Genomic DNA, 22,707 nt, shown 5'->3' on the forward strand with positions numbered 1-22,707 from the left:
ATGATGCCGAAGAACGGCAGCGCGATGATGTACACCTCGGGATGGCCGAAGAACCAGAAGAGGTGCTGCCACAACAGGGCACCGCCGTTGGCGGCGTCGAAGACATGCGCACCGAACTTCCGGTCCGCCTCCAGCGCGAACAGCGCCGCCGCCAGCACCGGGAAGGCCAGCAGGACCAGCACACCGGTCAGCAGCACGTTCCAGGTGAAGATCGGCATCCGGAACATCGTCATGCCAGGCGCCCGCATGCAGATGATCGTCGTGATGAAGTTGACCGAACCGAGGATCGTGCCGAAGCCCGAGAAGGCCAGACCCATGATCCACATGTCGCCGCCGATTCCCGGGGAATGCACCGAGTCGGAGAGCGGCGCATAGGCGAACCAGCCGAAATCGGCGGCCCCCTGCGGTGTCAGAAAGCCGCCGACCGCGATCAGGGAGCCGAAGAGGTAGAGCCAGTACGCGAGCATGTTCAGCCGGGGAAAGGCGACATCGGGCGCGCCGATCTGCAGCGGCATGATCCAGTTCGCGAATCCGGCGAACAGCGGCGTCGCGAACATCAGCAGCATGATCGTGCCGTGCATCGTGAACGCCTGGTTGAACTGCTCGTTCGACATGATCTGGTGGCCGGGCCGGGCCAGTTCGGCGCGCATCACCAAGGCCATCAGTCCGCCGAGGCAGAAGAAGGCGAAGGCGGTGACCAGGTAGAGCGTGCCGATCGTCTTGTGGTCGGTGGTCGTCAGCCACCTCACGGGAAACTTCATGCCCGGTAGGTGTCCGCAGCCGCCGCGATCTTCACTGCCCGCGCGCCGAAAGGCCCGCCAAGGGGGGTGGCAAGTCTCACCCAAGAGGGTGTGAAGATCGGGGCCATGCCGGACACCAAGGGTTCATGAGCACGGACGACGCCTTCGCCGAGGCCTATCGCGCGCACTACTGGGCGGTCAGCCGCTTCGTGGCGCGGCGGCTGGACGGGCAGGCACACGAGGTCGAGGAAGTGGTGGCGGAGGTCTTCTCCATAGCCTGGAGACGCCGCGCCGAGCTTCCCGAGGCGCCGCTGCCCTGGCTGTACGGGGTGGCCCGGAACTGCCTGGCCAACACGGTGCGGGGGAGGGGCCGTTACCGGCGGCTGCTGCACCGGCTCGGCAACCACGAGGCGGCGCACCGCCGGCAGACCGTGGACAGCCCGGACGCCGAGGGGCCCGGCTCCTGGGTGCACGAGGCGCTGGCCCGGCTCTCCGCCGCCGACCAGGAGGTGCTGCGGCTGACCGCCTGGGAGGAACTGACCGTCGAGGAGCTGGCGGTGACCCTCGGGTGCGGCCGGAGCGCGGCGGCCATGCGGCTGCACCGGGCGCGCGGCCGGCTGCGTACCCAGATCGAGCGGATGCGTCCGCGCGGCACCGTCCCCTCCGACGCGCCTCCCCCACGGCCCGACGCACCCCCTTCGCCGCCGGCCCCCCGCCCGGCCGCTCCCCGTCCCCTCTCCCCCCAGCCCGTCACGACCCGCGCGGGAGGCCGCAGCCATGACTGAGGAACTGGAGCTGCTGCGCCAGGCCGACCCCGTCTCCGCCGACGAGGGGCCCTGGCGCGACCGCCCCCTGACCGCGCGGGCGGAAGCCGGGCTGGCGGCGCTGACGTCCGGTGCCGCACCGCCCGGCCGTCCGCGCCCGGTGCGCCGGCGCCGTCTGCTGATGGGCCTGGCCGCCGCCTCGTCGGCCGCGGCCGCCGCCCTGGTGCTCACCTTCTCCGGCGCCACCACCAGCCCCGCCGTCGCCGCGCCCGCCGCCCTCCCGGTGAAGGCCGGTGCGCCGTCCGTGTCACTGGACGTGCTCGCCCGCAGGGCGGAGGCCAGGGCGCGGGCGGCGAGTGCCCAGGACGGGCCACGACGGGGCAGCCATCTCCAGAGCTGGTACATGAGCATGGAGGCGGGCCCGGACGCCGCGCCCCCCGTGACCGTGCCCGAGGAGCGCATCACCAGCTGGAACGACGACGGCAGCGGCTCGGAACTGGTGGTGGCCACCGACCCGCGGCACCCGGGCCGTCCGGTGATCCACGACAACGACGGCGAGTGGCAGACCGTGAGCGACGGCAAGGTCCTGCACCGCAGGACCTATCCGGCGGGCTCGGAGGCCCTGCACAGCGGGCTGGCCGGCCGTACGAGGCCCGCGACGGACGCCGGGGCGCTGCGCGAACAGCTGTCGTGGCTGTACGGCGGGGCGAGCGGCACCCGCACGACGCCGGAGCTTCTCTCGGCGCTGTCCTCGTTCCGCCAGGAGTGGACGCCCGGGCCGCGGGAGACGGCCGCCGTCGTCCGGATGCTGGCCGGGGCGGACGGTCTGCAGCAGGCGGGGGTGGTCACCGACCGGCTGGGCCGGCGCGGGCAGGCGTATGTGTACGACGGCCCGGACGGCGCGACGAACTCCACCCGCCAGATGGTGATCCTCGATCCGCGGACCGGTGATCTCCTCGGCCTGGAGATCACCTTCACCAGGGACGAGCCGGAGTTCAGGATCACGTCGGGGGAGGTCATGTCGTACGAGGCGTGGATGCCGTGAGGTGACGGCGGGCCGGGGCGCCGGGCCGGGCCGCTCCCGAGTGGCGGGGCGGCCGGTCATGGCTGATCCTTGAGGGACGCGACGATCCACCTCGGCGCGGCGGTGCAGTGCGCCCGCCGCGCCGTTCCTCTGCCCGGCCGACCGCCCTCCGGCGCGTGGCACACCTCACAACCGGCCGATGGTTGCAGCAGAACTTCGCGATATGGATCACAGCAAGAGGTGCCGCGGAGTCTTTTACGAAATGACGTTTGCCCAGCCAGGAGCGGGTATACGGACGACTGCGCGGTCGTCCGCGCACTGTCCGTGATGATCCGGTCTGCCCCTATGGTCGACCTTTGCCCGTCGCGTCATGACGGGCCGTGCCCGCCTCCCACGGCGGGCGGTGTCATGTTGTCGTCCAAGAGAGCGCAGGCGAGCGAGCACGTGCCGACGCAGTCCCCCGTCGCACCCGGTCCCGATCATCCCGTCGGCAGTCGTGCCGACGCCGCATCCGGCCCCTCACAGGACCACGCGGCGGATTCCGCGCAGCACGCGCCGACCGAGGTGACCGTCGTCGATCCCGCGATGGTCAAGCGCGCGGTGTCGGCCGCTGCGCTCGGCAACGCGATGGAGTGGTTCGACTTCGGCGTGTACAGCTACATCGCGGTCACCCTCGGACATGTCTTCTTCCCGTCCGGGAACCCGACCGCGCAGTTGCTGTCGACGTTCGGGGCGTTCGCGGCGGCGTTCCTGGTACGCCCCATCGGCGGCATGGTCTTCGGGCCGCTGGGTGACCGGATCGGCCGTCAGAAGATCCTCGCGATCACCATGATCATGATGGCGGCGGGCACCTTCGCCATCGGTCTGATCCCGTCCTACGCCTCCATCGGCGTCGGCGCACCGATCCTGCTGCTCGTCGCCCGCCTGGTACAGGGCTTCTCCACCGGTGGCGAATACGGCGGCGCCTCCACCTTCATCGCCGAGTACGCGCCGGACAAGAAGCGCGGATTCCTGGGCAGCTGGCTGGAGTTCGGCACCCTGGCCGGCTACGTCGGCGGCGCCGGCCTGGTCACGCTGATGACCGCGCTGCTGTCCACCGAGGACCTGACCTCCTGGGGCTGGCGCATCCCGTTCCTGATCGCCGGACCGATGGGCATCATCGGCCTCTACCTGCGGATGCGGCTGGAGGAGACCCCGGCCTTCGCGCAGCTGGAGAAGGAGGCGCGGACGAAGGAGAAGGCGCGCCGCGAGGCCGAGAAGCGGATCGGCATCCGCGAGATGATCTTCGGTCAGTGGCGGGCGCTGCTGCTGTGCGTCGGACTGGTCCTGGTCTTCAACGTCACGGACTACATGCTGCTGTCCTACATGCCGAGCTACCTGACCTCGGAGCTGAAGTACGACGAGACGCACGGGCTGCTGGTCGTGCTGGCGGTGATGGTCCTGATGATGGCCGTCCAGCCGTTCGCGGGCCGGCTCACCGACCGCTTCGGCCGCCGCCCCATCATCGGCGCGGGCTGCCTCGGCTTCCTGCTGCTGTCCGTCCCGGCGCTGCTGCTGATCCGGCAGGGTTCGCTGGCCGCCATCGCCCTGGGCATGGCCGCGCTGGGGCTGCTGCTGGTCACCTTCACCGCGGCGATGCCGTCCACGCTGCCCGCGCTGTTCCCGACCAAGGTGCGCTACGGCTCGCTGTCGATCGGCTTCAACGTCTCCGTGTCGCTCTTCGGCGGTACGACGCCGCTGGTGGTCACCGCCCTGATCGGCGCGACCGGCAACAAGATGATGCCCGCCTACTACATGATGGCGGCGGCCGTGATCGGCGGTATCGCCGTCCTGCTGATGTCGGAGAGCGCCCGCAAGCCGCTCCCCGGCTCCCCGCCGGCCGTCGAGACCGAGGCCGAGGCGAAGGAGCTGCGGCGCGCGGCATGACGCGGACCTGCGCGGCGGTCTGACCCACGCACCGCCCGCACCCGGACTCCACGAGGGCCCGGCCGGACACTTCCGGCCGGGCCCTCGGCATGTGCGTATGCCTGCCGGTCGGCGGCCCCGCAGGAGCGCCACGCGACCTCAACGGCCGTGGCTCCGGGCCCTGGACTGCGTCCCTCCGGCACCGTGCGGCACGATGGTCGACATGAGCATCGTGAAGATCAATGTACTGACCGTCCCCACCGAGCAGCGCGAGGTCCTGGAGAAGCGCTTCGCGGCGCGGGCCGGGACCGTGGACTCCTCGGACGGCTTCGAATGGTTCGAGCTGCTGCGCCCCGTCGAGGGCACCGACCAGTACCTCGTCTACACCCGGTGGCGGGACGAGGAGTCGTTCCAGGCCTGGATGGAGGGGCCGATGAAGGCCGCGCACCAGCAGGGCGGCGGTGCCGAGGGCGGGGAGCGGCCCAAGCCCGCGGCGTCCGGTTCCACGCTGTGGTCCTTCGAGGTGGTACAGCAGGCCGCGCCGAAGCAGGGCTGACGGACGGCGGCGTCACCCGAAATGCGTTGCGCGGCCCGCCGGACCGGCCGCGACAATGGCGCCATGAGTGACGCCGCCACCCTCCGTCTCCCCTGGGCCGTCGCCGCCGAGCCGGCCGGTTCGGCGGATGCCGCAGCGCTGCTGCGCGAGTACTACACGGAGGTAGCCGACCGCTACTTCGCGCTCCACGAGAACCGCCGCGCCACACCGGAGGAGATCGCGGAGGGGGTGGCGGAGTACCCCAGCGCCGAGCTGGCGCCGCCGGGCGGTGTGCTGCTGGTGGCGCGCTACGGCGGTGAGGTGGCGGGCTGTGCCGGGGTGCGGTTGCTGGACGCGCGCACCGCGGAGCTGAAGCAGTTGTTCGTCCGGGCCGCCGTGCGCGGGCTGGGCGGTGCGGGCGCGCTGCTGTCGGCCGCCGAGGAGGCCGCGGTGCGGCTCGGCGCCGGGTGGCTGCGGCTCGACACCCGGCGGGACCTGGTGGAGGCCGTCGCGCTGTACCGGCGGCACGGCTTCGGGGAGATCGAGCGCTACCACGACGATCCGTACGCGGAGGTCTTCTTCGAGAAGCGGCTGACCGGGGGCCGTTGACCGGTGGGGGGACCCCTCCCCCGGCCCCACCGCCCCGCGCGCCGTGCTCACTTCGCCAGGTCCGGCGGCTGCGGCGTGGGCGGATGGGTGCGGGGCAGCGGCCGCCGGGCGTCGCCGTTGTGCGGCTCCTCCGCGTCCGAGCCGCACAGCTCCGCCGTCAGTTCGTGGACGAGTTCGGTGAGGTCGGTGGGCCGGTCCCGGGTCCACCAGTCGCCCAGCATCTCCGCGAGCGACTGTTGACGGGCCGCCGAGAGCCGCGCCGCGGTGTCCCGTCCGTGGTCGGTGAGCAGCAGCAACAGCCCGTCGCGGGTGGCGAGTCCGCGTACCTCGATCTGGCGGACGCCCTCGGAGATCACTCCCAGCGGCACGGTGCTGCGTTCGGCGAGCAGCCCCGGTTCCACCGAGCCGTAGCGGTGGATGCGCAGGATCAGCCAGGCGGCGGCCGGTTTGAGGTCCAGCCCGGCCCCCGCGACGATCTTCTCGTAGATGTGTCGGCGGCCTTCCCGGCTGCCGAGGATGGACAGGGCGCGGGCGACCTCGTCGCGGGAGGACCGTTCGACGGGGTTGGAGGAGAGCACCTCGCTGGTGTCGGGCGCGGTGACACTGCTGCGCAGCGGCTCCTCCCTGAGGAACCAGGCCAGCGCGAAGGCCACCAGGACCACGGGGACGGCGTAGAGGAAGACGTCGGTGATGGAGACGGCGTAGGCGTCGAGGACGGCGGTGCGCTGGCCGGGCGGCAGCCGGTCGACGGTCCGCGGGTCCTCGGCGATCCGGGCGGGGTCGATACCGGGCGGCAGTCGCTGTCCGGCGAGGGCGTCGGCGATCCGCGGGCCGAGGTGGCCGGCGAAGACCGTGCCGAAGAGGGAGACGCCGAACGAGCCGCCGATGGAGCGGAAGAACGTGGCGCCGGAGGTGGCCACGCCCAGGTCCTGGTAGGGCACCGCGTTCTGCACGATGAGCACCAGCACCTGCATGACCAGGCCGAGCCCGAAGCCGAAGACGAAGAAGCAGGCGCTCATCTCGGCGAGGCCGCTGGACCGGTCGAGATGGTGCAACAGCAGCAGCCCGAGCGCCACGACACCGGTGCCGGCGATCGGGAAGACCTTGTAGTGGCCGGTGCGGCTGACGATCTGCCCGGAGCCGGTGGAGGCCAGCAGCATGCCGAACACCATCGGCAGCATGTGCACCCCGGACACGGTCGGGCTGACGCCCTGTACGACCTGGAGGAACGTCGGCAGATAGGTCATCGACCCGAACATCGCGAAGCCGACGACGAAGCCGATGACGGCGGTGAGCGAGAAGGTGCGCAGCCGGAACAGGCGCAGCGGCAGCACGGGTTCGGCGGCCCGGCGCTCGATGAACAGGAAGGCGCCCAGCAGGACGACACCGAGCGCGCCGCACCCCACGATCTGCCAGGAGGCCCACGGGTAGGTGACGCCGCCGAACGAGGTCATCAGCACGAAGCAGGCGGCGACCGCGGCGATCGTGGCGGTGCCCAGGTAGTCGATCCGGTGCGGGGTGCGGCGGCGCGGGATGTGCAGCACGGTGGCGATGACGGCGAGCGCGACGATGCCGACGGGAACGTTGATGTAGAACACCCAGCGCCAGCTGAGATGGTCCACGAACAGCCCGCCGAGCAGCGGGCCGAGGACGCTGCTGGCGCCGAAGACGCCACCGAACAGGCCCTGGTATTTGCCCCGTTCGCGGGGCGGCACGATATCGCCGACGATCGCCATGGACAGCACGATCAGCCCGCCGCCGCCCAGCCCCTGGAGGGCCCGGAAGCCGATCAGCTCACCCATGTTCTGCGCGATGCCGCACAGCACCGAGCCGATCAGGAAGATCACGATGGCGGTCTGGAAGAGCTTCTTGCGGCCGTACAGGTCACCGAGCTTGCCCCACAGGGGCGTCGCGGCCGTCGAGGCCAGGAGGTAGGCGGTGACGACCCAGGAGAGGTGGTTGAGGCCGCCGAGGTCGCTGACGATGGTGGGCAGCGCGGTGGCGACGATGGTCTGGTCGAGCGCCGCGATGAGCAGGCCGAGCAGCAGCGCGCCGATCGCGACGAGGACCGTCCGCCGGGACCGGTCCTCGCCGGGGACGGGCGGCGCACCGGTGTCCTGCGCCATGAGCCTCTCCTCCGTTCCGGAGCGTCCCGTGCGGTGCCGGGCCCGGGTCGTCCCGTACGGAGCCGGGCCGTCCGTCCCGTCCCCGGGCCGCCGCCGGCCACGCTGCCGTTGTGCCCTCCTTCGGACTTCCATCCTGGGTGGTTCCGCCGGATATGGCCCGCCGAGTGGTGCGCCCCGGCAGGGGCCACTCGGGGCATGCCGGGCGGATGTCGTCGAGCGCCTGCGGGGACCGCGCGGCGTCTGGATAATCGCTGCCGGTTCGCTGCCTCCAGGGAGGGGAACACCCGTGACGGCACAGCCCTGTCCGCACTGCCACGCCCCCGTACGCGGCGACGGCCGGCCCGGCTGCCTGTGTGCGGCGGCCGAGGCGGACGACTTTGATCCGCTGCGCGTTCGGCCGTACGTGTCACTGCCCGACGCGGACGGGGACGAGGAGGAGCCCCACAGCGCCGGGGACGAGCCCGGAGGCACCGGCTTCGCCGGCCCCCTGGCGCCCCGTATGCGGCACCGACGCCCTCTCCGGTGGCCGGCGGACCCGGGCGACGGCACCCGACCACGGCACCACAACCCCCGGCGCCGCCCGCCCCACCCGCAGCGCCTCCTCCCCCGCGCCGACCGGCGCCGCCTCCCCGACCGCGCCCCGCTCCCCGTCGCCGGACGCGACCGCCCCCGAGGCCACCGCGCGGCCCCACCGAACCCCGGACCCGCGTCCCCCCGCCCCCACCCGGGCCGCCGGACAGGTCTCGGACGTCCCCGCCACCCACGGCCCCGGCACCCCGCCCACCGGGCCGATCGTGCTGCGCGAAGGGGCCGGAGGGCCCGAAGTGGCGGAGCTGCAGGCGCGGCTGCGCCGGCTGGCGGTGTATCCCGGCCCGGAGGACGGCCGCTACGACGCGGACGTACGGGAGGCCGTGTCGCGCTACCAGCGGGCCTACGGAGTGGCGGGCGATCCGGACGGCGTCTACGGGGCGCCGACCCGGGCGTCCCTGGAGTCCCGGACGGAGGAGCCCTGACCTGGCCGGCAGGGCTCTGACCAGGCTGGTTGTCGTCAGGCGCCGCGTTTTGTATCGTGAAGGAACAAAGTGGTTCCGCCCGCACTCCCTGACCGGCGGGCGGGACCGCTCTGTTTCTTCCGGGGTGCCCTCCGCACCGTCCGTCCGTAGCGCCCAGGAGCCCGCCGATGACGGCCGTCACCACGCTCACCGCCCGCGCCCTGCTGCTGGACATGGACAGCACACTGGTGAACTCCGAGGCCGTCGTCGAGCGCTGCTGGCGCCGCTGGGCCGCCGAACACGGGCTGGACGGCGACGAGATCCTCCAGGTCGTGCACGGCCGGCAGGGCTGGGCCACCATGGCCGCGCTGCTCCCGGACCGCCCGATGGAGCTCAACCTCGCGGACAACCGCCGGATGCTGGCGCAGGAGACCGCCGACATGGACGGCGTGGTGCCGGTCTCCGGCGCACCCGCCTTCCTGGCCGCCCTCGCCGCCCTCCCGCACGCCCTGGTGACCTCTGCGGACGTCGCGCTCTCCGACGCCCGGATGGGCGCGGCCGGGCTGCCGATGCCGGACGTGCGGATCACGGCGGAGAGCGTGAGCGCCAGCAAGCCCGATCCGGAGGGCTTCCTCAAGGGCGCCGCCGAGCTGGGCTTCGCCCCCGAGGACTGCGTGGTGTTCGAGGACTCCGAGGCGGGCATAGAAGCGGGCCGGGCGGCCGGGATGCGAGTGGTCGGCGTCGGTGACCGGGCCGCCGCGTTCGCGCCCACCGTGCAGGTCCCCGACCTCACCCGGGTCCGCGTCGAGGCGCTGGCGGACGGCGGCATCGCGGTCCACATCGAGGGCTGAGCACCGCCCCCGCACCCGCACGGCCCGAAGGGGCCGCGCCGCACGCCCAGAAGAAGGCACTGCCGCACGCCCCGAACGGGCCGCGCCGCACCCTTTCCTCCCCTCTCCACCCGCCCACCCCCCGAAGGGGGGTGGGCGGCGGGGAAAAAACTGCTACCCCGCGATCGCCTCATACAGGCTGAAGCCCGCCAGCAGCAGCATCACGCCCGCCGCGATCCTGGTGATGAGCCGGAGCGGCACGTACTTCATCAGCGTGCGGCCGCCCAGGATGCCCAGGCCGGCCACCGCCCACAGTGCCAGGACGGCGCCGACGCCGACCGAGAGCGGGTCGTCGTAACGGGCCGCGAGGTTGGCGGTCATGATCTGGGTCAGATCGCCGAACTCGGCGACCAGGATCATCATGAAGCCCGCCCCGGAGACCTTCCAGAAGCTCTGGTCGGCGGGCTTGCGCACCTCCTCCTCGTCGTCCCCCTTCCGGAACAGCAGCACTGCGGCGCCCGCCAGGAAGAGGACCCCGACCACGCCCTGTACCAGGCGGTGCGGGAGCAGGGTCAGCACGCTGCCCGCGGCGATGGCCAGGGCGACATGCACCAGGAAGGCGGCGGCGACTCCGGCGAAGACATAGGAGGCGCGGTAGCGGGTACCGAGCATCAGCCCGGCGAGGGCGGTCTTGTCGGGCAGTTCGGCGAGGAAGACGACGCCGAAGACGACGGCGGCGACGGTGAAGCTGAACACGGGGTGGGATACCTCGATCGGTCGGGCCGCACCAAAGGGGCCCGGGAAAGGGGTCGCTTCGGCACGGCAGCGTCAGACACTGCGGCCGAAGGTCTCGCTGGCGCGGTATGGCTACCTACCGCGCTCCGGGCGCCGGCTCACCACGTCGTCACAACGCGATGAACGCGCTCCACCAGGGGTGGTGGTCGGGCGACGGGCGGGCAGTATGTCGACGGTCCGGCAGAGAGCTACTCCCCTTCTGCTGCCGTCAAGGGTACGCGGTGCAGCCTTCCGCGCGCGACCAGCTCCAGCACCACCGCACAGGCCGTCGCCTGCACCGTCAGCAGGGCCACCAGCACGAACAGCTGCACCGCACCGGCCTGTACGGGCGAGGCCCCGCCCAGCAGCATGCCGACGAACGCGCCGGGGAGTGTGACCAACCCCACGGTCCGGGTCTGGTCCAGCCCCGGCAGCAGCGCGTCCGACGCGGCCGGGCGGGCGACCTCCATGCGTGCGTCGCGGTCGGGCAGCCCCAGCGCGAGGCCCGCCTCGAACTCACCGTGCCGGGTCTCCAGCTCGTCGAGCGCCCGCCGCCCGGCCAGCACGGTGGCGGTCAGCGCGCCGCCGATCAGGATGCCGGTGACGGGGATCAGGGTGAGTCCGCGCGGGGGCACCAGACCGGTGAGCAGCAGCAGCCCGACGACCGGGACGACCGCGACGGCGATCGGTACGGCGGCCCACCACCAGCTGCGGTTCTGCGTGATCCGGCGCCCGGCGGTCCGCACCGCCACCGCGAACATCAGCAGCAGGAAACCCAGCAGCCGGGGCAGGGCGTGCACCACCCAGCCGATGAGGTAGGAGACGGCGGCGAGTTGGGCGGCGGCGCGCAGGCCGGCGACGGCGACGGCCCGGGAGTGGCCGAGGCGGGCCAGTGCGGCGACGGCCACGGCGGCGGCCAGAAGGACGGCGAGGACGACCCCGAGAGTGGCGTTGACCGGCAGCAGCACGCGCTCACTGTAGGGGCGCCCGGGGCGCGGATACGTCCGGAGCGCCACAACCGGAGCGCCGTTGTGCATTTATGGCGCCCCGTCAGCCCTTGAACTGACGTGGGCATGTCGTCACTCTGTTACCTGGTGCCCATCTCAAGGAAACCCCACAGCGACACCATGAGCCGCGCACCGCACGTCAACTTCCCCCCACATCACGGGAGTTTCGATGAAAAAGGTCTACGCGCGTCGAGTTTCCGTCGCCGCGGGTTCGGCCGCGGCCCTGGTCTGCACACTGGCGCTCAGCGGCCAGTCCGCCCAGGCCGCACCGCCCAGCCCGCCGGACGCCGCCACCGCCCGCAAGTACCTCGCCGAGATCAAGGAACAGGCCGAGGGCCCGCAGGACGGCTACAGCCGTGACAAGTTCCCGCACTGGATCGACCAGGGCAAGAACTGCAACACCCGCGAAGTGGTGCTCAAGCGCGACGGCACGGACGTGAAGCAGGACGGCAGCTGCGCGGCGGTCAGCGGCAAGTGGGTCTCGGCCTACGACGGCAAGACCTGGACCCAGCCGGCCGACCTCGACATCGACCATGTCATCCCGCTGTCCGAGGCCTGGAAGTCGGGCGCCGCGAAGTGGACCACCGAGCGCCGCAAGGACCTGGCCAACGACCTCACCCACTCCCAGCTGATCGCCGTCACCGACAACCTCAACCAGGAGAAGGGCGACAAGGACCCGGCGAAGTGGCTGCCGCCGAAGACCTCGTACCAGTGCGAGTACGCCCGGATGTGGGTGTCGGTGAAGCATGAGTACGGCATGACCGCGGACTCCGCCGAGAAGGCCGCGCTGAAGAAGATCCTCGACGGCTGCTGAGCCCCGCTCCCCGGGCCGCCGCCCCGCGCCCGCCGGCCGGAACGCCACCGTCCGGCGGGCGCGCCGTCACCCCACCCGCCGTCGCGCCCGTTGTGCTCCTATCCTCTGACCACGACGAGGGGAGGCACCCGATGACCGGACTGCGCCTGGGGCCGCTGCTGCGGTATGCCGACGCGGACAGCGCGACGGTGTGGGTGGAGACCGACCGGCCGTGCGTGGTGCACGTCCGCTGCGAGGACGGGGCGGCCGGCGCACAGCACACCTGGCAGGTCGCCGGGCACCACTACGCGCTGGTCCCGGTGACCGGTCTGACGCCCGGCAGCGAGACGGCCTACCGGGTCCTGCTCGACGACGAGCAGGAGGTCTGGCCGCTGCCCGGCAGCCGCTTCCCCGCGAGCACCATCCGCACCCTCCCCGCCTCCCCGCAGGAGCCGCTGGAGTTCGCCTTCGGCTCCTGCCGCTGGTCCGCGACGCCCTCGAAGGCCGCGCACGACCCGGTCGGCCCGGACGCCCTGGACACCCTCGCCGCCACCCTGGCCGCCGGCTCCGGGCGGCGGCGCCCCGACGTGCTGCTCCTGCTGGGCGACCAGGTCTACGCCGACCAGACCTCGGAGGCGACCGCGCAGGTGCTGGCCGGGCGCCGCGACCTCACCGAGCCGCCGTGGAAGCAGGTCGCCGACTTCGAGGAGTACACCTACCTCTACTACGAGTCCTGGCTCGACCCCGAGGTCCGCTGGCTGCTGTCCACGGTCCCCAGCTGCATGATCTTCGACGACCACGACGTCATCGACGACTGGAACACCTCGGCGTCCTGGCTGGCCCGGATGCGGGCGACCCCCTGGTGGCGCGAGCGGATACTCGGCGGCCTGATGTCGTACTGGGTGCACCAGCACCTGGGCAATCTCTCGCCCGCCGAACTGGCCGCCGACGAGCTGTATGCGCGGGTGCGGTCGGTACCGGACGCGACGGACCTGGTGCGGGAGTTCGCGGCCGGTGCGGACGCCGATCCGGCGCACGCCCGCTGGAGCTACCGCCGCGACTTCGGCCGGGTGCGGCTGGTCATGATCGACACCCGGGCCACCCGTGTCCTGGACGAGGGCCGTCGCGCGATGCTCGACAAGACGGAGGGCGAATGGCTGCGGCATGCGGTGCTGGACGGGCGCGAGGGCTACGACCATCTGCTGCTCGGCAGTTCGCTGCCCTGGCTGCTGCCGCATCTCATCCATGCCGGGGAGGGCTGGAACGCCGCGCTGTGCGCCGGTGAACGGGGCCCGCGCTGGGCCCGCCGCAGCGAGTTCCTGCGCCAGCGCGCCGACTTGGAGCACTGGGCGGCGTTCCCCGGCTCGTTCACCGCGCTCACCGAGCTGATCGCCGAGGCCGGGTCCGGTGACCGGGCCCCGGCGACGGTCTGTGTGCTGTCCGGGGACGTGCACCACGCGTACGTCGCCGAGCCGCACTGGCGCGGCGCCGGTCCGCACCCCGCGAGCCGGGTGCTCCAGCTGACCTGCTCCCCCGTCCACAACAGCATTCCCGGCTCGCTGCGGGCCGGTTTCCGCTTCGGGTGGAGCCGGTCCGGCCGGTGGCTGGGCAAGCTGCTGGCGCGGCACGGGCGGCTGCCCCGGCCGGCGGTGAAGTGGCGGCGCACGGGCGGTCCCTGGTTCGGCAACCAGCTGATGACGCTGACGCTGGCGGGCCGTGCGGCGCGGCTCGCCCTGGACCAGACCCGCCGGGAGAAGAACGGCGGCGTCCGGCTCGTCACGGTCTGGCGTGCCGCGTTGACCGATGCGCGGGTTGGCGGCGAAAGCGGCGGTAAGGGCGGTCCGGCAGCGGGCACCTGACGGGCCACGTCCGGCTGAGGCGGGCGCCCCGGCGCCTGTAAACCTCCCACCGGGCACCGGAAGCCAGGATTCCGATCTGCGGTTTCCAGCGTATTTTTTGCCCACCCGGGTGCTCCGCGACGGGCCCGGGCGGTGATGATGGGGCGCACCTTCGTCGCCCGCCTTCCCGGGCGGCCGGGCCCGCCGGGCCGGCCGTCCGCCGCCCCAGGGAGAGCCCCTCTTGGCCGCCGACCACATCGCCGACCGCCGCCCCCGGCCCGCCCTCGCCCTCGTCGGGGCCGGGCCGCGCGGGACGAGCGTGCTGGAGCGGATCTGCGCCTCGGCCGCCGAACTGGCCCCGGGCTCGCGGCTGACCGTCCATGTCATCGACCCCGCCCCGCCCGGCGCGGGCCAGGTGTGGCGCACCGCCCAGCCGCCCGAACTCCTGATGAACACCGTGGCCTCACAGGTCACCCTGTTCACCGACGACAGCGTCGCGTGCGCCGGCCCGATACGCACCGGGCCGAGCCTGTACGACTGGGAGGGGTGCGAGGTCGGCCCGGACGACTATCCGGGGCGCGCGCTCTACGGGCGTTATCTGGAGTGGTTCTTCCGCCGCACGGTGCGCACCGCGCCCGAGGAGGTGACGGTCGTGACGCACCCGGCCCGCGCGGTGCGGCTGGCCGAGGCCCCCGACGGCACGCAGTCCCTGACCCTCGACGACGGCCGGACGCTGCACGGTCTGGGGGCGGTGGTCCTCGCCCAGGGCCATCTGCCGGCCGTCGCGGACGCGGAGCAGCGGCGCCTGGCCGACTACGCCGCCGGGCACGGGCTGCACTATCTGCCGCCCGCCAACCCCGCCGATCTCTCCGCCGCCCTGGAGGCGCTGGCGCCGGGCCGTCCGGTACTGCTGCGCGGTCTGGGCCTCAACTTCTTCGATCACATGGCGCTGCTGACGACGGCCCGGGGCGGCCGGTTCGTCCGCGGCTCCGACGGGGCGCTGACGTATCTGCCGTCCGGCCGCGAACCCCGGCTGTACGCGGGCTCCCGGCGCGGCGTTCCGTACCACGCGCGCGGTGACAACGCGAAGGGCGCGCACGGCCGTCATCTGCCGCTGCTGCTCACCGCGGACGTGATAGCGGCGTTCCGCAAGCGCGCGGACTCCGGTGAACTGCCCGACTTCCTGGCGGAGGTCTGGCCCCTGGTGGCCAAGGAGGTGGAGACGGTCCACTACGAGGCGCTGCTGGCGCGGCGGGGTGCCGGCGCGCCGGACCCCCTTTTCCGGGAGCGTTTCCGGCAGCGCTTCCTGGACAGCGCGCACCGCAGCCCCGAAGAGGCCGCCGTCCTGGACGCCTTCGGGATCGCACCGGCCGAGCGCTGGGACTGGGAACGGGTCTCCCGGCCGCACGGGGAGCGGTCGTTCGCCGGCCGTGCCGCCTTCCGGGGCTGGCTGCTGGACCATCTGCGGACGGATGTCGCGCACGCCCGCCAGGACAACGTGTCCGGCCCGGTCAAGGCGGCGCTGGACGTGCTGCGGGATCTGCGCAACGAGCTGCGGCAGATCGTCGATCACGGCGGGCTGGCCGGCGCGTCCCGCCGCGACCATGTGGACCGCTGGTACACCCCGCTCAATGCCTTCCTGTCCATCGGGCCGCCGCGGCGCCGGATCGAGGAGATGGCCGCGCTGGTCGAGGCCGGGGTGCTGGAGGTGGTCGGCCCCCGGATGACGGTGCGGCCCGGCGCGGCCGACGGCGGCGCGCCCGGTTTCACGGCGCACTCACCGGACGTGCCGGGCTCGGCGGTGACGGCGACGGCGCTGATCGAGGCGCGGCTGCCGGAACCGGATGTCCGGCGCACCACGGACCCGTTGCTGGCCCGGCTGCTGGCCGAGGGCGGCGGCCGGCCGCACACCGTGGACGGCTACGAAACGGGCGGGCTCGATGTGTCGCCGAGCCCGTACCACCTCGTCGGGGCCGACGGGCGGCGCCATCCGCGGCGGTTCGCGGTCGGGGTGCCGACGGAGGGGGTGCACTGGGTGACGGCGGCCGGGGCGCGCCCAGGGGTGGGATCGGTCACATTGGCCGACACGGACGCGGTGGCGCGGGCGGCGCTGCGGGCGGCGGCCCAGGGCACGGCCCCGGGTGCGAACGGGGGCGTGGGGGCAGGCGTGGCCCCGGCGAACGGCGTGGTTCCGGCGGCAGGTGCGGTTTCGGCGATGGGTGCGCCTTCTTCCGGCCAAAGGTCGCGTTTGGCCAGAGGTTGAACTTGCAAGTACAGATTAGGCGTCCCTAACCTGTCCCCTTCACGGTTCCCTCGTCCCCAGAAACCGTAGGAGTCCCCGCATGTCCGCACCGCTCACGACGTCCCTCCAGAGATCCACGCCGCACGCGCTCGCGCTCTTCCGCATCGTCATCGGCCTGCTCTTCGCCTGCCACGGCGCGTCCTCGCTCTTCGGCGTCCTCGGCGGCGCCATGGGCCAGGGCGGCACCGTCCCCACCGGCAGCTGGCCGGGCTGGTACGCCGCCGTGATCCAGCTGGCCGGCGGCCTGTTGGTGATGTTCGGCCTGGGCACCCGCGCCGCCGCGTTCATCAGCTCCGGCTCGATGGCGTTCGCGTACTTCACCGCGCACCAGGGCTCGGCGCTCTGGCCCATACAGAACGGCGGGGAGGCCTCCGCGATGTACTGCTGGGCGTTCCTGCTGCTCGTCTTCGCCGGCCCCGGCTCGTGGGCGCTCGACCGGGTGTTCTTCGGCGACCGCAGCCAGGAGGCGGCCCCGGCCGTCGAGCGGCAGCCCTCCGTCGCCTGACACCCCGCTGCCCGGCGGAGCCCGGGACCCCCCGGCTCCGCCTTCACGGCCCGTACGGCACCTCGCCGTACGGGCCGTGCCGCGTCCAGGGGCGCCGGACACCCCGGACGACGACCCGACACGCCCTTTCCGGTGCGCAGGGCATATCGCCTGCACTGGGCATATCGCTCATACACAGCGGAGGGTGCGCAGTGCCCCTATCCCTCGCATCCCACCCCCACCCTTTCGGCCACCCCTGCCAGGCGTACGCTGTATGGCTGTAGAGCCGCCCCTGCCGCACCGAGCGACGTCGCGGCGGGGTTCGGACCGGGAGAAGGACGTTGCTGGAAAGCCTGGGGTCCCTCAGCGGCACCCCTTGGGTGTATGTGATCGTCAGCCTCTCGATCGTTCTCGACGTGTTCGTCCCGATCCTGCCCAGCGGGGTCCTGGTGATCGCCGCGGCCACGACGGCGGCCGGCAGCGGCCCGGCGGCGGACGCGGTCGGTGCCGTCGAGGCCACCGCCGCCGCCGGCACCGGCGGCCACCTGGCCGAAATGTGCTCCCTGATGCTCTGTGCGGCCACCGCCTCCGTGCTCGGCGACATGGTCGCCTACCGGCTCGCCCGGCGCGGCGGCGACCGCTTCGACCGCGCCATCGGCCGCTCCCGCCGACTGACCACGGCGCAGCAGCGGCTCGGTACGGCGCTGACGCGGGGCGGCGGCGGCATCGTCGTCCTGGCCCGCTTCGCCCCGGCCGGGCGCTCCGTGGTCAGCCTGGGCGCCGGTGTCGCGCACCGTACGGTCCGCGAGTTCCTCCCGTGGTCCGCGCTGGCCGGTGTGGCCTGGGCGGCCTACAGCGTGAGCCTCGGCTACTTCGGCGGGCACTGGCTCGGCACCTCCTGGATGAGCACCGCCCTCAGCGTCGTCGCCCTGTTCGCCGCCGGATCGGCCGCCGTCTTCCTGATGCGCCGCCCGGACCGGCACACCGCGCACTGACCGGCCGGGCACGGACCGCCGCGGAGGATCATCCGCCGGACGCCGACGGCCCGTTGGCGACCGGCCGTTGGTGACCGCCTGTTGGCGACCGCTCGTTGACGACCGCTCGTTGTGGCGGCGGAGCGGAAAAGCCCTGGCCGTTCACCGGAGCCGGTGCGACGATGACGGACATGAGCGGTATCCACGCATCCCATGGCCCGCACGGGACCGGCGACAGCGGCGCCGGAGACCCGGCCGGGCCCGCCGGCGCCTGGCACCCCCGCCCCGAGACCGCCGCGGACACCGCGGCCGTCCGCCGGATCCACCTCGCCGCCTTCGAGACGTCCGAGGAGGCCGACCTCGTCGACGCCCTGCGCCGCGACCCGTCGGCCTGGCTGCCGGGCCTGTCCTACGTGGCCGACGCCCCGGACGGCACCCCGGCCGCCCATGCGCTGCTGACCCGCTGTCATGTCGACGAGGTCCCCGCCGTGGCGCTCGCGCCGTGCGCGGTGCTGCCCGCGCACCAGAAGTCCGGTGCGGGCGGTGCGGTGATCCGGGCGCTCCTGGAGGCGGCGCGGGCGGCCGGTGAGCGGACCGCGATCGTGCTCGGCCATCCGCCGTATTACCCGCGCTTCGGCTTCACCCCGGCCGCTTCCCGGTTCGGCATCCTGCCGCCGCAGCCCTGGCCGGACGAGGCCTTCCTCGCGCTGTCCCTGGACGGCTCCACACCCCCGCGCGGCACGGTGCGCTACGCCCGCGCCTTCGGCATCGACTGACCTCGGGCGCGGGCGCCGCCGCCGGCGGCCCGGTGAGCGGCCGGGGGCGACACCGAGACCGAGTAAAGTCAACGGTCACACCACCCGCCCACCGTCTCCTGCGAGCGCAGCACCGCTCCCCCGGCGCCGGACCGGCGCCGCCTCACGGGCGGCTCCCCTGGGAGGGCTCCCACCACACACACGAGGCACACTGCGGTGAACCACCCGCCGGTCGTCGAATGGACCGAGGCCGACCAGCCCCGCTCCGCCCGTTGGCGCTCCGAGAACGACGCCCCGCCGCCGCGCCGTATCGTCATCGCGGACGACCGGACGAAGGCCGACGACGCCTACAAGCTCGCCTGCGAGGGCACCGCGCTGTTGTGGCGCGGCGATTTCCACAACGCCCGTCAGCTGCTGACGGCGATGGCCCGCCGTATCGACCGCCGCCCGCGCAAGAAGCCGCCCACCGATGTCACCCAGGCGTTCCATGTGCACCGGGCCGCGCAGAACCACCGGGCCCGCATCCTGGGCATGCTGCTGGTCCCCCTCGACGACAGCTACGCCGTCCCGCTGCACCGCGCCCCCGACGTCCGCGAGGCCTGCACCCGGGCGTACGGCCCCGGTGAGCCCGCCCGGGGCGAGGCGTCCGGCGCCACGGACCCGACCGCCGCCCTCGTCTCCCTGCGCGAGCTCCTCGCCCTGATCGGCGCCAATGAGTGGCGCAGGAAGGGCGTCGAGATCCCGGCGCTCGGCGGCGACCGCATCCATCCGCACTACGGCGTCTTCTCCCCGGCCCGCGGCGAATACGTCGACCTGGTGGCGGAGGCACCGCTGCCCGCCGAGGAGCTGGCCTTCGACATCGGCACCGGCACCGGCGTGCTGGCCGCGGTGCTCGCCCGGCGCGGAGTGCGCCGGGTCGTGGCCACCGACCAGGACCCGCGGGCGCTGGCCTGCGCCCGCGAGAACACCGAACGCCTGGGCGTCGCCGGGCAGGTGGAGATCATCGAGGCCGATCTGTTCCCGGCCGGCCGCGCCCCACTGGTCGTCTGCAACCCCCCATGGGTGCCCGCGAAACCGACCTCCCCCGTGGAGCACGCGGTGTACGACCCGGGCAACCGGATGCTGTACGGCTTCCTGAACGGCCTCGCGGACCATCTGACCCCGGAGGGCGAGGGCTGGCTGATCCTCTCCGACTTCGCGGAGCACCTCGGCCTGCGTCCGCACACCGTGCTCGTCGACGCCTTCGCCGCGGCCGGCCTCACGGTCCTGGACCGGCTCGACATCACCCCGCGCCATCCGCGTGCCCGCGACACCTCCGATCCGCTCCATGTGGCCCGCGCGGCCGAGGTCACGTCCCTGTGGCGCCTGGGCCTCGCGAACCGGACCGCGTCCGCCCGCGGTTGAAGGGTCCCCGGCCGGCCACCCCATACGGCCGGGGAGCGCTGCCCCGGGCCCGTCCGGCCGAGGGGCCGCCGATCGGGCACGATGGACGCACCATGAACCCCCGGCACCTCCTCTCCCGCGCCCGGCGGCTCGCCGATACCGCGACTCCCGGCCGGCGTCGGCTGCTCGGTATCACCGGCCCGCCCGGCGCCGGCAAGTCCACCCTCGCCGCCCACCTCGTGGCGGAGCTGGCCGGGCAAGCGGCGCTCGTCCCGATGGACGGCTTCCACCTCGCCGGGGCGGAGTTGCGCCGCCTGGGCCGGACGGACCGCAAGGGCGCACCGGACACCTTCGATCCGGCCGGATACGCGGCGCTGCTGGCCCGCCTGCGCGCACCGGAGCCGGACTGCGCCGTCTACGCCCCGGCGTTCGACCGCCGTATCGAGGAGCCGGTGGCCGGCAGCATCGCCGTGGCACCGCACCTCCCGCTCGTCGTGACCGAGGGTAACTACCTCCTCCTCGACACCGGCCCCTGGGCGCGGGTCCGGGCGCTGCTCGACGAGGTCTGGTACGTGGACCTGGACACCCCGGAGCGGCTCCGGCGGCTGGTCGACCGCCATGAGCACTTCGGGCGTCCGCGCGCCGACGCCGAACGCTTCGTCCACACCTCCGACGAGGCCAACGCCCGTGTCGTGGCGGCCACTCGCGACCGCGCCGACCTCGTCCTCACCTTCACCCCCGACGAGGCCCCGCCGCCGACGGGCTTCTGACCTCCCGCCGCCCGCCGGCGAGCAGCCCGGCCACCGACAGCGCGCCCCACCCCACGGACACCGCCACCGCCGCGAGCTTCCGGTCGCGGCCGGGCAGCGTCGCACCGAGCAGGACCGCGTCCCCGAAGTCGGCCGCGATCCGTACATACGCGGCGGTACGCAGCGCCGGGCCCTCCGGAGCCGTCGCCAGGGCCAGCCCGCTCACCGCGTCCCGCCAGGCCAGCGGACGCAGCGAGAGGCGCGTCGCCCACACGGTGTGCCCCTCCTCGTCGACCAGCCCCGAGGGCCGTGCCAGCAGATCGGGCACCGCGGCCACCGCCGCCCCGTACACCGCCGTGGCGACCCCGACCGCACGCAACAGACCGACCTTCATCGCCGTCCACCTTCCTCGCCCACCGACCGCTCCGGCACTGACCACAGCTGACCACACACGTCTCATTCCTCCCCTCCGCCTCCTCAACTCCATTCCGCGGCAGACCTCTTCCCAAACGACATCAGCAGCGTCATCATGACATCACAAGTGTCATCGAGGAGGGGGTAGAGATGGGCGCCGAGAGGGATACGGACCGGGGTGCCGTGCGGGATGCCGAGCAGGACGCCGAGAGGACCCCGGAGTGGGACGCCGGCGCGGGAGAAGCGGCGGCCGCCGAGGATCTGCTGTACGGCGTCATCCGTCGCCTGTGGCCGCTGCACCGCACAGTCGTGCGCGCGGTGGAGCGCGAACTGGCGGACACCGGCCTGACCGCCGGTGAACACGCGTTGCTGGACGCGCTGCACACCGAAGGCCCGCGTACCGTCCCGCAGTTGGCGCGCGGAATGGGGCTCGACCGCCAGCCGGTGCAGCGCCGGGTGAACCACGCGGCGGAGCTGGGCCTGGTCGTCACGGCCCCGAATCCCGCCCACCGCCGCTCGTCGCTGATCCGGCTCACCGCCGAGGGCACGGCGGCGATACGCGGCATCCAGCAGTTCGAGGCGACGGAGCTGCGGCAGCGGCTGGCCGATCTGCCCGCCGCCGACGTCCGCACCGCGCTGCACGTACTCGACCGGCTCGGCGAGGAATTCCGGCACCTGGCGAACGGCTCGCGCGTTCCACGGGAGGAAACCGACAGTCAGGGCAGCCAGGACAGTCGTGATAGTCGTATCAATGAAGGCAGTAACGACGGTAACGGCAGTATCGGTAACGACGGTACGTCGGACGGCCGCGGTGGCAGACCCGCCCCGGCCCCTCTCATGCACGAAGGACGGTCAGGGGAATGACGCGGAGAATCACCGCCTGGTCCGAGATCGACAACGGCATCGTGCCGGTCGACGAGGGCGAGCTGTTCTACGAGACGGCCGGCTCGGGCCCCGCGGTGGTGCTGCTGCACGGCGGCATGCTCGACCAGCACATGTGGGACGAGCAGTTCACCTGGCTGGTCAACTCCGGCCTGCGCGCGATCCGTTACGACTTCCGCGGGCACGGCCTGTCCTCCACCGTGACCGGGGACTACGCCAACCACGACGACCTGTGCGCCCTGCTGGACTCACTCGACGTCTCCAGCGCCGTTCTCGTCGGCCTCTCCCACGGCGCACGGGTCGCGCTCGACACCGCCCTCGCCCACCCCGGCCGGGTGACGGCCCTCGCGCTGGCCTCACCGGGGATCAGTGGCCGGGCCTTCACCGACCCCTTCGTGCTGGAGCACATCAAGGAGCAGGTGGCGGCGATCGGCACACCGGACGGCGCGGAGTGGTATGTCGAGCACTTCCTGCGGATGTGGGTGGACGGGCCGCATCGTGAGCCGTCCGCGGTGCACCCGGGCTTCCGCGAACGGATGCGCGCCTCGGCAGCGGCCAATGTGGAGGTCCATGCCGACGGTATGGGTGCCGGTATACCCCTGGAGGTCGGCGCCGCCGACCGCCTCGGCGAGATCCGGGTGCCGACGGTCGTGCTCGACGGCGATCTCGACAGCAGGGACATCTCCGCCAACGCCCACGCGATAGCCCTGACCGTCCCCGGCGCCCGAAGAGTCCGCATACCGGGGGCGGCCCATATGGTCAATCTGGAGAACACCCCGCTCTTCGATCACGAACTGCACGCCTTCCTGTCGTCCCTGGACTACTGA

The 22,707-nt window shown here is 73.0% G+C and carries 22 protein-coding genes; 17 read left to right on the plus strand and 5 right to left on the minus strand.

Translation table 11 applies throughout. From position 1 onward, the window contains the following. Positions 1–761, minus strand: a 761-nt coding sequence (locus ACWC9R_RS01480; RefSeq protein WP_450727902.1) for a cytochrome c oxidase subunit I, incomplete at its 3' end; no start/stop codon positions are given. Between the two features lie 125 nt (positions 762–886). On the opposite strand from ACWC9R_RS01480, the gene ACWC9R_RS01485 reads away from it, so the two are divergent. From ACWC9R_RS01485 to ACWC9R_RS01505, 5 genes are all read left to right on the plus strand, one after another. Beyond that, positions 887–1,525, plus strand: a complete 639-nt coding sequence (locus ACWC9R_RS01485) for an RNA polymerase sigma factor (protein ID WP_450727904.1) — start codon at positions 887–889, stop codon at positions 1,523–1,525. Next, entirely contained in the window at positions 1,518–2,549 is a 1,032-nt protein-coding gene (locus tag ACWC9R_RS01490) for a CU044_5270 family protein (protein WP_450727906.1), read from the plus strand. The genes ACWC9R_RS01485 and ACWC9R_RS01490 overlap by 8 nt, the downstream gene beginning before the upstream one ends. Positions 2,550–2,972: 423 nt before the next feature. Further along, positions 2,973–4,454: a glycine betaine/L-proline transporter ProP gene (gene proP, locus ACWC9R_RS01495; RefSeq protein ID WP_450727908.1), complete on the plus strand. Its 1,482-nt coding sequence runs from the start codon at positions 2,973–2,975 to the stop codon at positions 4,452–4,454. A 202-nt stretch (positions 4,455–4,656) separates the two neighbouring features. Next, positions 4,657–4,989 (plus strand): antibiotic biosynthesis monooxygenase family protein, encoded by a 333-nt coding sequence (locus ACWC9R_RS01500; RefSeq protein ID WP_450727910.1) that lies wholly within the window; start codon positions 4,657–4,659, stop codon positions 4,987–4,989. A gap of 63 nt (positions 4,990–5,052) precedes the next feature. Then, complete coding sequence (locus tag ACWC9R_RS01505) at positions 5,053–5,577, plus strand: GNAT family N-acetyltransferase (RefSeq protein ID WP_450727912.1); 525 nt, start codon at positions 5,053–5,055, stop codon at positions 5,575–5,577. 47 nt (positions 5,578–5,624) lie between these two features. On the opposite strand, the gene ACWC9R_RS01510 is transcribed toward ACWC9R_RS01505, so the two are convergent. Next, complete coding sequence (locus ACWC9R_RS01510) at positions 5,625–7,703, minus strand: DHA2 family efflux MFS transporter permease subunit (protein WP_450727914.1); 2,079 nt, start codon at positions 7,701–7,703, stop codon at positions 5,625–5,627. 824 nt (positions 7,704–8,527) lie between these two features. Here ACWC9R_RS01510 and ACWC9R_RS01515 point away from each other — a divergent pair. Continuing rightward, positions 8,528–8,716, plus strand: a complete 189-nt coding sequence (locus tag ACWC9R_RS01515) for a peptidoglycan-binding domain-containing protein (RefSeq protein WP_450727916.1) — start codon at positions 8,528–8,530, stop codon at positions 8,714–8,716. Between the two features lie 167 nt (positions 8,717–8,883). Beyond that, a complete protein-coding gene (locus tag ACWC9R_RS01520; RefSeq protein WP_450727918.1) occupies positions 8,884–9,546 on the plus strand; it encodes an HAD-IA family hydrolase in 663 nt (220 codons plus the stop codon). A 153-nt stretch (positions 9,547–9,699) separates the two neighbouring features. Here the strand turns inward: ACWC9R_RS01520 and ACWC9R_RS01525 are convergent, their stop codons facing one another. After that, positions 9,700–10,281, minus strand: coding sequence for a TMEM165/GDT1 family protein (locus ACWC9R_RS01525; RefSeq protein WP_450727920.1), 582 nt, complete (start codon positions 10,279–10,281; stop codon positions 9,700–9,702). A 227-nt stretch (positions 10,282–10,508) separates the two neighbouring features. Next, positions 10,509–11,267: an ABC transporter permease gene (locus ACWC9R_RS01530; RefSeq protein ID WP_450727922.1), complete on the minus strand. Its 759-nt coding sequence runs from the start codon at positions 11,265–11,267 to the stop codon at positions 10,509–10,511. A gap of 208 nt (positions 11,268–11,475) precedes the next feature. Here ACWC9R_RS01530 and ACWC9R_RS01535 point away from each other — a divergent pair, with 208 nt between their 5' ends. From ACWC9R_RS01535 to ACWC9R_RS01570, 8 genes are all read left to right on the plus strand, one after another. Beyond that, positions 11,476–12,120, plus strand: coding sequence for an HNH endonuclease family protein (locus ACWC9R_RS01535; protein ID WP_450727924.1), 645 nt, complete (start codon positions 11,476–11,478; stop codon positions 12,118–12,120). Positions 12,121–12,251: 131 nt separating this feature from the next. Beyond that, positions 12,252–13,958, plus strand: a complete 1,707-nt coding sequence (locus tag ACWC9R_RS01540; protein ID WP_450727926.1) for an alkaline phosphatase D family protein — start codon at positions 12,252–12,254, stop codon at positions 13,956–13,958. A 220-nt stretch (positions 13,959–14,178) separates the two neighbouring features. Further along, positions 14,179–16,200, plus strand: a complete 2,022-nt coding sequence (locus tag ACWC9R_RS01545) for an FAD/NAD(P)-binding protein (protein WP_450727928.1) — start codon at positions 14,179–14,181, stop codon at positions 16,198–16,200. Between the two features lie 79 nt (positions 16,201–16,279). After that, positions 16,280–16,744 carry a DoxX family protein gene (locus tag ACWC9R_RS01550; RefSeq protein ID WP_450727930.1) on the plus strand — a complete coding sequence of 155 codons (465 nt, stop codon included), beginning with the start codon at positions 16,280–16,282 and terminating at the stop codon, positions 16,742–16,744. A gap of 320 nt (positions 16,745–17,064) precedes the next feature. Further along, positions 17,065–17,718, plus strand: coding sequence for a DedA family protein (locus ACWC9R_RS01555; protein WP_450727932.1), 654 nt, complete (start codon positions 17,065–17,067; stop codon positions 17,716–17,718). A gap of 170 nt (positions 17,719–17,888) precedes the next feature. Next, complete coding sequence (locus ACWC9R_RS01560; RefSeq protein ID WP_450727934.1) at positions 17,889–18,473, plus strand: GNAT family N-acetyltransferase; 585 nt, start codon at positions 17,889–17,891, stop codon at positions 18,471–18,473. Between the two features lie 195 nt (positions 18,474–18,668). Next, positions 18,669–19,856, plus strand: a complete 1,188-nt coding sequence (locus tag ACWC9R_RS01565) for a methyltransferase (protein ID WP_450727936.1) — start codon at positions 18,669–18,671, stop codon at positions 19,854–19,856. A 92-nt stretch (positions 19,857–19,948) separates the two neighbouring features. After that, complete coding sequence (locus ACWC9R_RS01570) at positions 19,949–20,605, plus strand: nucleoside/nucleotide kinase family protein (protein WP_450727937.1); 657 nt, start codon at positions 19,949–19,951, stop codon at positions 20,603–20,605. Here ACWC9R_RS01570 and ACWC9R_RS01575 read toward each other — a convergent pair. Then, positions 20,568–20,978 carry a hypothetical protein gene (locus ACWC9R_RS01575; protein WP_450727939.1) on the minus strand — a complete coding sequence of 137 codons (411 nt, stop codon included), beginning with the start codon at positions 20,976–20,978 and terminating at the stop codon, positions 20,568–20,570. The genes ACWC9R_RS01570 and ACWC9R_RS01575 overlap by 38 nt on opposite strands. A gap of 170 nt (positions 20,979–21,148) precedes the next feature. Between ACWC9R_RS01575 and ACWC9R_RS01580 the strand changes: the two genes are divergently transcribed. Further along, complete coding sequence (locus ACWC9R_RS01580) at positions 21,149–21,862, plus strand: MarR family winged helix-turn-helix transcriptional regulator (protein ID WP_450727941.1); 714 nt, start codon at positions 21,149–21,151, stop codon at positions 21,860–21,862. Further along, entirely contained in the window at positions 21,859–22,707 is an 849-nt protein-coding gene (locus ACWC9R_RS01585) for an alpha/beta fold hydrolase (RefSeq protein WP_450727943.1), read from the plus strand. The genes ACWC9R_RS01580 and ACWC9R_RS01585 overlap by 4 nt, the downstream gene beginning before the upstream one ends.

The sequence above is a fragment of the Streptomyces sp. NPDC001219 genome, from assembly GCF_053597915.1.